Annotated in this window: 1 protein-coding gene; it reads left to right on the top strand. The window is 70.9% G+C overall.

What is annotated here, in order from left to right; translation table 11 throughout:
- Window positions 1–72 precede the first annotated feature (72 nt).
- A partial coding sequence (locus tag MXD62_RS10165) for a transposase family protein (RefSeq protein ID WP_248829080.1) occupies window positions 73–446 on the top strand: 374 nt, incomplete at its 3' end.

The raw sequence follows: 446 nt of genomic DNA, 5'->3' as shown, positions 1-446 counted from the left end.
GGGTCTGTAAAGTTAGCGGCTCTGCCGCACATCCGGTGGTAGCTGACGTGGCACTCTATGTCACGATCCGTCATGGTTGGTGTGGATTGCCTGGTGGCGGTGGTGTTCTCGGGGTTGGCGCCGCTGATCGTGGAGGACGTGGCGGACGAGGGTGGCTGGATCCGGGTCACGGCGCGGACTCCGGACCGACCGGTCGCGTGCCCCCGCTGCGGCGCGTTAACGGCGCGGGTGCACAGCTATCACGTGCGGACACCGGCGGATGTGGCGCTGGATGCGCGCCGGGTGCTGCTGGGTGTGCGGGTCCGTCGGCTCGTGTGCCCGACCCGGGGCTGTCTGCGGACGTTTCGGGAGCAGGTCCCGAGGGTGCTGGAGCGTTACCAGCGGCGCACCGTCCGGCTGGCGGCCCAGGTCGGCGCGGTGGTCCGGGAACTCGCAGGCCGCGGCGG

The organism is Frankia sp. Mgl5 (assembly GCF_023242985.1).
Classification (GTDB): Bacteria; Actinomycetota; Actinomycetes; order Frankiales; family Frankiaceae; genus Parafrankia; species Parafrankia soli.
Note: the sequence above shows the minus strand (reverse complement) of the source record. Positions and strands in the feature narration are given on the sequence as shown.